General features: G+C 33.9%; 8 protein-coding genes. 6 read left to right on the top strand and 2 right to left on the bottom strand.

The genetic code is table 11. The features are described from left to right. The first annotated feature begins 129 nt into the window (after positions 1-129). From C7958_RS15055 to C7958_RS15075, 5 genes are all read left to right on the top strand, one after another. Positions 130-1,389 carry a YeeE/YedE family protein gene (locus C7958_RS15055; protein WP_111573491.1) on the top strand — a complete coding sequence of 420 codons (1,260 nt, stop codon included), beginning with the start codon at positions 130-132 and terminating at the stop codon, positions 1,387-1,389. Between the two features lie 88 nt (positions 1,390-1,477). Continuing rightward, positions 1,478-3,175 carry an FAD-dependent oxidoreductase gene (locus tag C7958_RS15060; RefSeq protein ID WP_111573492.1) on the top strand — a complete coding sequence of 566 codons (1,698 nt, stop codon included), beginning with the start codon at positions 1,478-1,480 and terminating at the stop codon, positions 3,173-3,175. Between the two features lie 233 nt (positions 3,176-3,408). Next, positions 3,409-4,272 (top strand): ABC transporter permease, encoded by an 864-nt coding sequence (locus C7958_RS15065; protein WP_111573493.1) that lies wholly within the window; start codon positions 3,409-3,411, stop codon positions 4,270-4,272. A gap of 70 nt (positions 4,273-4,342) precedes the next feature. Beyond that, positions 4,343-5,413, top strand: a complete 1,071-nt coding sequence (locus tag C7958_RS15070; protein ID WP_111573494.1) for a taurine ABC transporter substrate-binding protein — start codon at positions 4,343-4,345, stop codon at positions 5,411-5,413. Positions 5,414-5,454: 41 nt separating this feature from the next. Further along, on the top strand, positions 5,455-6,249 hold the full coding sequence (locus C7958_RS15075; protein WP_111573495.1) for an ABC transporter ATP-binding protein: 795 nt from the start codon (positions 5,455-5,457) through the stop codon (positions 6,247-6,249). 125 nt (positions 6,250-6,374) lie between these two features. Here the strand turns inward: C7958_RS15075 and C7958_RS15080 are convergent, their stop codons facing one another. Together C7958_RS15080 and C7958_RS15085 are read right to left on the bottom strand one after the other, a co-directional pair. After that, complete coding sequence (locus C7958_RS15080; RefSeq protein WP_111573496.1) at positions 6,375-7,277, bottom strand: rhodanese-like domain-containing protein; 903 nt, start codon at positions 7,275-7,277, stop codon at positions 6,375-6,377. A gap of 178 nt (positions 7,278-7,455) precedes the next feature. Then, complete coding sequence (locus tag C7958_RS15085; protein WP_111573497.1) at positions 7,456-8,376, bottom strand: sulfurtransferase; 921 nt, start codon at positions 8,374-8,376, stop codon at positions 7,456-7,458. A 245-nt stretch (positions 8,377-8,621) separates the two neighbouring features. Between C7958_RS15085 and C7958_RS15090 the strand changes: the two genes are divergently transcribed. Continuing rightward, a complete protein-coding gene (locus C7958_RS15090; RefSeq protein ID WP_111573498.1) occupies positions 8,622-9,734 on the top strand; it encodes an ArnT family glycosyltransferase in 1,113 nt (370 codons plus the stop codon). Positions 9,735-9,852: the final 118 nt, after the last annotated feature.

Below are 9,852 nucleotides of genomic sequence, written 5' to 3' on the forward strand. Positions count from 1 at the left end.
CTAACTATATTATACCATATCTTAAGGAGGAAGTCACCAAAAATTTATGTCGAGAGCCCTGTTATTTCGGGCCTTAGACATTATACAAACGACTATAATATTCAAAAATTATAAGGAGGAAATTTTTTAATGAAAAAATTTGAAAAAGTTTTAGGATTAATAGCTGTAATTTTAGTCCTGACAGCAGCAAAATTCTGGTTAGAAACAGATATTTTATTTTTTAGATTATTAATGGGATCAGGATTAGGTTATGCTCTAGCAAGAGCCTATACCGGCTTTGCAGGTAGTGTAAACAGGGCTTATAGAACTGGCTCAACTAAGTTAATGAGAACTCTAATGTTTATGTTTTTTATTACAGCTGTATTAATGACAGCCTTTTTATTTGGGAAAGATCCCGCTAGTTATCATCTCTGGATCAAACCAATTAATATTGGCTTAATGCTGGGAGGATTTTTATTTGGTTTTGGGATGTCTATTTCTGTTTGCTGTGCAAGTGGAGTTCTGACAGACTTACCGCAGGCTCTCCCCCGTGCATTTACAACCTTAATTTTCTTTATGTTTGGAGTCTTTATTGGTTTTCCAATTCAGTATACTGCAAGCTGGATTCAGGAATCATGGTTTAGTACATATATTGGTTATAGAACCATGGGAGGAGTTTTTCTACCTGACTTATTTCAGGGAGATGGTTTTGAAGGGTATTTAGGAGGTCTACTTGCTCTCGGAGCCTTATGTCTTCTTTTTACTATCCTGTCTTACATGTATGAAAAACACAAGAAAAAAACAGGTGAATATATTGGTTTGGAGATCGAAAGAATTCAGGAAAATTTAGAGCCAATGGATTTAAAGAATTTTAAATTATTCAGTGCTGACACATATTATCACTTATTTGAAAAACCCTGGACATTAAAACAGGGAGGAATTGCATTAGCCATTATTGTAACAATTATGATGGGAGTAACTGGATATGGTTGGGGAGTTTCGCAGCCCTATGGTATTTGGTTTGGTAAAATATTAATGTTATTTGGTATTTCCGCAGAAAGTCTGGCAGAATTCACAAAGTTATCTGCAAGTTCTTTTTCTACACCTTTTTTTGAACATCAAATTTCTGTCCAGAACTTCGGTATTTTAATTGGAGCCATTATTTATCTTTTAACTGCCGGCAAGTTTATGGAATTCTTCAGCTCTGAACTGCACATCACCAGAAAGCAGGGTTTAATGTATGCTCTTGGTGGTTTATCCATGGGTTTTGGTACTCGACTTGCTCAGGGATGTAATGTTGGAGCCTTATATACTCCAATATCTAACTTTTCACTCTCAGGCTGGGTATTCCTGGTTTTCATGATTATCGGTGGATTAATCAGTAATAAGTTCAGTGAAAAAGTATTTTAAAGATAACAAGCAACATGCTGTCTAAGACAAAAGGTATCTAATTTCTTAAACGGCGATTTTATAATAAAATTTACAGGAGGAATAAAATATGAGTAAAAAGATTTTAGTTGTTGGGGGAGTAGCTGGTGGAGCTGGTACAGCTGCTAGAGCAAGAAGGTTGGACGAAGATGCAGAAATTATTATGTTTGAACGTGGACCACATGTTTCATTTTCTAACTGTGCTCTTCCCTATCACTTAAGCGGGGTTGTTAGAGACTGTGATGATTTAGTTTTAATGTGTCCTTCCAAGTTTGCTGAACAGTACAATATTGATGCTAGAGTTAATAATGAGGTTAAAAGAATTAATAGGTATGAAAAAACTGTTGAAGTTAAAAACTTGGAGACTGAGGAAACTTATACTGAAGATTATGATAAGCTAGTCCTCTCTCCAGGAGCAAATCCAATTAAACCTCAGAGTATAAAAGGTGTAAATAATGATAATGTATTTACAATCAGAAACGTTGTTGATATTGATAAATTAAATAAATATGTTGAAAACAATAATGTAGAAAATGTTGCAGTAATCGGTGCTGGTTATATTGGTGTTGAAATTGCTGAAAACTTTATTCATTCTGACAAGAATGTAGCATTAGTTGAAGCCATGGATCAGGTGCTGCAGCCTTTTGATTTTGATATGGCTCAGATTATTCAAAAAGAACTTCATGATAATGGGGTTAATGTAGTTTTATCTGACCCTCTAACCGAAGTACATGATAATCATGTTGTTTTAAAATCTGGTAAAAAAATTGAGGCTGAAGCTGTTATTTTAGCAATCGGTGTTAGTCCCGAAACTAAACTTGCTGAGGATGCAGGACTTAAAATTGGAGAAACCGGTGGAATTGAAGTAAATCATAATTATGTTACAAGTGATCCAGATATTTATGCTGTAGGAGATGTAATTGAAGTTTATTCTAAGATTGCAAGATCTAAAACAAGATTACCTCTTGCGGGACCTGCTCAAAGGCAGGCGAGATCAGCCGCCAATCATATCTATAATATCCCTACTAAAAATAATGGAGTTATTGGCACTTCTGTAATCAGAGCCTTTGATTACAATGCTGCGGCAACAGGTCTAAATGAAAAACAGCTTAAAAATGCCGGCATTTCTTATGATTTTGTTTATATAATTCCAACAGATAAAGTTGGTTTAATGCCAGATGCTAATCCGTTACATTTTAAATTATTATATGAAGTACCAACAGGTAAAATTCTTGGTGCTCAAGCAGTAGGTAAAGGTAATGTAGACAAGAGAATTGATGTCATGGCAACTTCAATCTTAATGGATGCAACAGTTGAAGATTTAACGGAATCAGAACTTGCTTATGCACCTCTGTTCTCTACTCCAAGAAATGCAGTTAACCAATCAACATTAGTAGCTACCAATTTAATCAACAACCGTTACAATCAGGTACCGGTAACTAAGGTTAGGGGATTAGTAGAAAAAGATGCTTTTATTGTAGATGTACGAGAAAAAGATGAATATGAAGCAGGACATCTAATTAACTCAGTTAATATTCCTTTAAGTGAATTAAGAGAAAGAACTGATGAGATTCCCAAAGATAGACCTGTATACTTACACTGCCGCTCAGGCCAGAGAAGTTATAACGCCTGTTTAGCACTTCAAGGTAGAGATTTTGATAATGTAATTAACATCTCTGGATCCTATCTGGGAATTTGTTTCTATGAATATTTCTTAGATCAGACAACTGATCGCAAAAAAATTGTAACTGAGTATAACTTTGAATAATCCTGGTACCGGGTACCTGGATTAAATTTCCAATATATATAAGTGCCGAGTTCTTGAAATTTGAATTTGTGAGCTCGGTACCCTAATCATAGGCCATCAGGGTTAAACTGGTGGTCTTTTAAACTTTAATCAGGAGTCTTCAAATTGATAATTTATAATAAATATGATATCTTTGATGATAGTATATAACTAATGTTCAAAAAGATTTTCTTAATTATAAGGACGTGTAAAGAATGGCTTTAAATAATAAAAATGCAGAAAAACAGGATAATAACTCTTCAGCTCAGGCCGCCAACCAAAATATCAGCCGAAAGACTGCTGAAAATAAAAAAACTAAGACAGAAAAAGCACTAACTATATTAACCTGGGGATCTATTTTTCTTATCTGGTATGTAATCACCAGATTGGGTATTTTTACTCCGACTCTACTGCCGGGACCTGCCAGGGTCTGGAAAGCTTTTTTAAGAATTTTAGAAAATGGTTATAATGGTGTACCTATCTGGGTTCATTTAGGTGCCAGCTTTAAACGATTATTTGTTGCTATATTTTTTGCAATTTCCACTGCAGTCCCTTTAGGACTATTAAGCGGATATTTTGATAAAATCGAAGCAGTACTTGATTCTGTGGTAGAATTTTATCGCCCACTTCCACCACTGGCATATTACACTCTTTTAATACTCTGGTTTGGTATTGATGATACTTCCAAACAAATCCTCCTGTTTTTAGCTGCCTTTGCACCTATATATATTGCCTGTGTTTCTGCAGTTAGAAAATTAAATCAGGATTTTGTCTTGAGTGCCAAGTCACTAGGAGCAAATCAAAAAGACGTCTTTCTAAAAATTGTACTCCCTGCTTCACTCCCTGAAATCTTTACCGGAATTAGAACAGCCTTTGGTGTTGCTTATACAACCCTTGTTTCCTCAGAAATGGTTGCCGCTACTTCTGGTATTGGCTGGATGGTTTTAGATGCTTCTAATTTTTTAAAAAGTGATGTAATTTTTGTTGGAATAATAATTATGGGAATTACAGGTGTTATTATTGATGCAGGTTTAAGATTTTTAGAAAGAAAAATTATCTTTTGGAAAGGTCATATTTAAAATAAAAAATATTTATTTATATAAAATTATTAGATTTGACGTAACGTATTAAGAACATGGGGGAAAAAAAATGAAAAAAAGCAGCTTAAAAAAAATATTATTAATCTTTTTAATTTCAGCTCTGGCATTAACTCTAACCGCCTGTGGTAATGATCAGGCACAAAATGAAAATACAGTCAGTCAAGAATCTCTACCAGAAGAAATTAATTTTGGTATTTTAAGAGTTCCTAATGATGAAACTATAGCCATTGCAGAGGGTTTTTTCGATGAATACTTCACTAACCGCGGGATTGAAGTTAATACCAGAGTCTTTGACTCCGGTGTAGAAGCTAATCAAGCCCTTGCTTCTGGCAGTATTGATTTTGCAACAATGGGCAACACAAATGCTATTACTGCTCTGGCCAGAGATCTCAATGTTGAATTAATCTGGATCCATGAAGTTCTTGGTGAAAATGAAGCTCTAGCAATAAAAGATGGTTCTGGAATTGAAGAAGTTACAGATTTAGTTGGCGAGAGAATTGCTGTTCCATTTGCTTCTACAGCTCATTATATTCTTTTAAATGTGCTAAAAGAAGCAGAAATTGAAGAAGATGTTCAGCTCTTAGATATGCAGACTGCCGAAATTGTTGCAGCCTGGGAACGTGGTGATATTCAGGCAGCTTATACCTGGCAGCCAACTTTAGCTCAGCTCTTAAAAAGCGGTTCTACTTTAACTGATAGTAAAAAAATGGCTGACAAAGGTTATATCACAGCAAATGTAGAAGTGGTTCGCAGTGACTTTGCGGAAGAATATCCCCAATTAGTAGCTGATTTTATTTCTACTTTAAGTGAAGCAGGAGATATTTATAGAAATAATCCCGAACGAGCTGCAGAAATTGCAGGTAATGAATTAGGACTTGAAGCTGAAGTGGCTCTACATCAAATGCGGGGTACAACCTGGAAAACCAGAGAAGAACTTTTAAATGAAGATTTCTTTGGTACAGTAGATGACCCCGGAAACTTTGCTCAAGTAATGAAAGATACTTCTGACTTTCTTCAGGCTCAGGATTCTATCGAAGAATCTCCTTCACAGGAAACTTTTAATGAATATGTTAATCCTGAATATATAAAAATGTCATTAGAAAATGATCAAAATAATTAATTTAATTAATATCTATAGTTGATCAGGAAAGGATATATTTTATGACTGCTCAAGCAAAAAAAGAGAGCTTAATCAAAATCAATAATTTGAGTTTAGAATATGGAGAAAGCATCAACTCTACTCTGGCTCTAAAAAAAATTGACTTAGAAATTAATAAAGGGGAATTCATCTGTGTTTTAGGACCTTCCGGCTGTGGAAAGAGTTCTCTGCTCAAATGTATTGCAGGTTATATAAAGCCTACATCTGGCAGGGTTTTAATGCAGGGTGAAGAAGTTGATGGGCCTGACTGGCATAGAGGGGTAGTCTTTCAGTCTCCTACCCTTTACCCCTGGATGACGGTCAATGAAAATGTTGAATTTGGTCCTAAAATGCGTGATCTACCTAAGGCTGAAATTAAAGATATTCGAGAATATTTCTTAAATGAGGTAAATTTAAGCGGTGCTGGTGAAAATTATACATTCGAATTATCCGGGGGAATGAAACAGCGAGTGGCTATTGCCAGAGTTCTGGCTAATTATCCTCAGGTTGTTTTGATGGATGAACCCTTTGGTGCTCTGGATGCTTTAACCAGAGAAAATATGCAGAATTTAATCCGTAATATCTGGGAAGAAAATAATACTACTATCTTCTTTATTACTCATGATGTGGATGAGGCTCTTTTACTTGCCAATAGAGTTGTAGTAATGTCTAAACAGCCAGGGGAAATAATAGAAATTTTTAATGTGAATTTCACAAATCAGATTTTTGAAAAAGGAAGTAAAGAAGTAATTTATAATGAAGATTATTTCGAAGTTAAAAATGAGATTATGGATATTATTCATAATCAAATTGATTAAAATTAATTTGAAAAACAATGAATTAATTTCAAAAATACTTAGCAAAAAAATTATAGGAGCCCAAATGGGCTCCTATTTTATATTATTATCAATTCTTATATTAAACATTTAAACTTAATTATCTTTTACTGAACTACTTCATAACCTTTGTTAGTCCAACCATGAGGCTCATTAGCAGGAGTACCCATACCACCATTAAGTGATACAGCATCATAACCTAACATTCTTAAACCTGCTACTGCCTGACCTGCAGTTTGACCTGTATAACAGTAAACAACTAACTTCTGATCCTGTGGAAGTTGACCAAAGTACTGTTCCATACCAGCACCCCAGGGGATATTTACTGCACCTTCAATATGTCCTTCAGCAAAAGCACCAGACTGTCTGATAGATACTACCATCATATCAGCATCGGAATCTATGGCCATTTTCAACATATCTTCCGAAATCTTATAGTTTTTATACATTGTGTCACTAACATCTGCTAAACCTGCATAGTAATCTTCAATTGCAGTTTTTATATCAGCATTGATTTCATAACCTGTTGTTCCAGCAAGTTCATTTGCTTCAGTTTCTACAGCTTCCTCATAACCATCAACTCGAGTAATACCCAAATTCCAGCCAAATTTAACTGACTTTGCTTCAAAACCAGCAAAGTTTAACAAGGCAACTGTCTGATTAGCAGTCTGAGCTGTATAACAGTAAACATAAATTGTTTTGTCAGCAGGAAGCATATCTAAAGCAGCTGGAATTGCTTCAGGACCCCAGGGGATATTAACTGCACCTTTAATGTGTCCCTCATTATAAACATCAGGCTGTCTAATATCTAAAACAAAAAGATCTTCTCCAGCTTTAACCTGCTCTACAAAAGCTTCCTGTCCAATCATTGCATTATCTGAAGGAAGATTTGCAAAATAATCGTTAACTGCATCTTCTAACACATCTGCAGCTGCAAAAACCGATGTTGAAACTACCAGCAAAGCCATAACCACTAGTGCAATTGATAATAAAATCCTTCTTTTTCTCATTCTTATTCCTCCTAATTTTTTTGATAATAATTGAATTAAATTAAACTCTTAAATTGCAATGTTAAATTGAACTTAAAAAATAAATAAAATAAAATATATTTCACAAACTTGTTTAAATAAAAGTTCTCAACATTAGTCGAGAACCCTTATATTTTATTCTGCATCATACTTAAAATCTTTAAGAACCATCCTGAGCACTCGGTTCTGCAGGTGCACCGGTTGGCATCGCCTTTGGTACAGAACTATCTGATGACCACTCGATCCAGGCACCATCGTAAAGCTTTAAATCTCTATAACCAGCATTATGTAAAACTATAAAGCTCTGTGCAGCTCTAATGGAAGTCTGACAGTACATAATAACCTTTTTATCTGGTGTGATATCATTATCAGGATAATATCTTTGAATATAACTTGGTGGATAAAATTCTCCATTATCCTTATTATTATCTACATAATTAATATGAATAGCACCGGGAATAATTCCCTGACTAACTTCATCTGTAGTTCTAACATCTAATATTACAACACCATCACTTGGATTATTTGCTTGAGCTAATACCTCTTCTTTAGTAGCAATTAAATCTTCATTTTTTTCGGCCGCTGTATATTCCACAGCCTCAGCTTCATATTCACCAGAAGTAAAATCTGCGCCAGCATCTTCTAAAGCATTTAATCCACCACTTATGACCTTCATATTATTAGTTTCATGCCCGTAAACCAGCATTGTCCACCATAAGCGGGCTGCGTCCATATTATTGTTATTATCATAAATAAGTACCTTTGACTGATTTGAGATACCATTATCTCCTAAAGAAGATTCCACTTTAGATGTATCTGCCAGCATATTGGGATAAGGCCCAAAAGTTGTGATATCATTTCTAGCAATATTTACAGCACCTTCTAAATGATGATCTTCAAATTCTCCAGATTTTTGAGTATCAACTATAACTACCTCTTCTTCTTCAATCATTTTAAGAGCTTCATCTGCTGTGATTATATCCTGCCCCACTTCTCCGGGAACAGAAATATCTGCTTCACAACCTGTGAGAATAATCGCAAAAGCTAGTAAAACAAATAATAACTTTGCTGTTTTTTTCATTTTTCCACCTCCAAATTTATATTGTTAAAATTAGAACAATCTCTATTAATATTATAAGACATATTAAGCCTTTATGGTTATAACATTTATTAATAGTACATTCAATTATCAAATGAAGCCCGGATTGTAACTATTTTGATTAACGTTCTTTAATGATTGTTTGCGAATTTATCTACAAATATTTAAATATAGTAAACATCTATGCTATAATAATCTTAATAAAAATTTTCTAAGGGAGTCTTACTATGTATAGTTTATTTAAAAAAACATTTAAAAAAATTAAAGCCTGGCATTTAATTATAATTTTCTTTCTTATCAACCTGTTTTTTCTCACAAATTTTCCTTTCATCCACTCTGATGAAGCCTGGCTGAGTGGGCTCTCCAGACAGATTATGGAGACTGAAAATTTAGCAAGTACTGAAGCTTTTTTTGATCTGCTGCCGCGTAATCCACATGCAGTAAAAATATTTTTCCACCTACTGCAGATTATCTTTATCAAAACTTTCAACTATCGGGTTTTTACTTTTCGCCTGATTTCACTATTAGCCGGCAGTCTGAGCCTTTTTGTTTTTTATAAGATTTCTTTTTTAATTACTAAATCAAAAAAACTAAGTCTGGGAGCTTTAATTATTCTGGCAGCAGATATTCACTTTATTTATAGTTCACACCTGGCCCGTCAGGAAAGTATTTTAGTTCTAATTTTACTGTCTTCACTCTATTATTTTATAAAAAATATTGATTCCGAAAATACATATCTTTCTTACCTACAGTCAAACTTTAGCTATTCCATAAAAAAAGATATTGTTCTGGGGTTAATATTAGGATCAGCAATAGGTTTTCATCCCAATGCTCTTATTGTTGGCCTTCCATTTATTATAATCTACAGCTGGAATTTAATTTTTAACCAAAAAACTACTTTTAAAAATTATATCAGTTTTGGAGGGACTTTGATACTTATTTCAGGTCTTTTCATTTATCTAAGTTTTCATTTTGATCCTGAATTTATCAGTAATTACAGCAGTTATGGAGCCGGCTTAGGAGTTCTGGACTCATTTTTATCCAAATTAGAAAACCTAAAAATTTTCTATCTGAAATTATTTTACAGAATCAGCGGCACCTATTATATTCCACCGATTAAATTTCAGCTCCTATTTTTTGCTGCAGTTACTTTTGTTTCTTTAGTGAAAAGTATTTTAAAAAAAGACAGATTAAATCTCTATTTACTATTGAGTCTGCTGGCTCTTAATTTAGGTTATTTAATTATTGGTAGATACAATCAAACATCTATTATTTTTATTTTTCCGATTGCCTATCTTCTTTTTATAAATTTAAGCAAATTTCATAAAAATAAGCCTTGATATAACAAAGAATTTAATGATAAAAAAAGGGCTTCACCCCAATCTTGTCGAATTTAATAGTAGCACCCAAAAAACTCGAAAGAAGGTGAAGCCCTATTAATAATATTCGACAAGAGTG

The organism is Halanaerobium saccharolyticum (assembly GCF_003259895.1).
GTDB lineage: Bacteria > Bacillota > Halanaerobiia > Halanaerobiales > Halanaerobiaceae > Halanaerobium > Halanaerobium saccharolyticum_A.